The sequence below is a fragment of the Dyella japonica DSM 16301 genome (genome assembly GCF_001010355.1).
Taxonomy (GTDB): Bacteria; Pseudomonadota; Gammaproteobacteria; order Xanthomonadales; family Rhodanobacteraceae; genus Dyella; species Dyella japonica.
On the sequence record NZ_JPLA01000187.1, the window covers coordinates 1 to 472 of the forward strand.

At 43.9% G+C, this 472-nt stretch carries 1 protein-coding gene; it reads right to left on the bottom strand.

The genetic code is table 11. The features are described 5' to 3' along the window. Positions 1-81: 81 nt before the first annotated feature. Positions 82-472: hypothetical protein (locus tag Y882_RS20445; RefSeq protein WP_162207444.1), on the bottom strand; the 391-nt coding region annotated here is incomplete at its 5' end.

Here is a 472-nt window from a genome sequence, read left to right on the forward strand (position 1 = left end):
TTGTTGGAGTCTTACTGCCCGCTGGGCAACTGTGCAATTGCCATTCGAGCAGTAAGTGATCAATTAGCTTTTCGCGGGATCTTAGAAAAAAAGGGAATCTTGCGCCGCTAGACGATTGATGTCGTCATATGCAAACGGGTTATTATTAAAGAATTCCATGAGGTTGTCTTCGTTGCATTCTTCTTCGAAGCTCCACGAAGCAACTAGCTTACAGAACGCTCGCATATTAATATCATCGAGCATGTCTTTATCAATCTTTTCAAAAGATCCGTTAGCAACGACAAGCGCACTAATCTGACGTTGTGCTTTTAAATCCGCCTGACGGAATTCTTCACTGTGGCGGTTACGAATTTTCAACCAGTGACCTGTATCACCCTGTCCTAGAAAAACAAGCGGGTGAGGGAGTAGCCGGGCGTATTCTAATTTCTGTTTCAGGTTAAAGTCGCGGGAAGATGCATTAACAGCTTTCTTT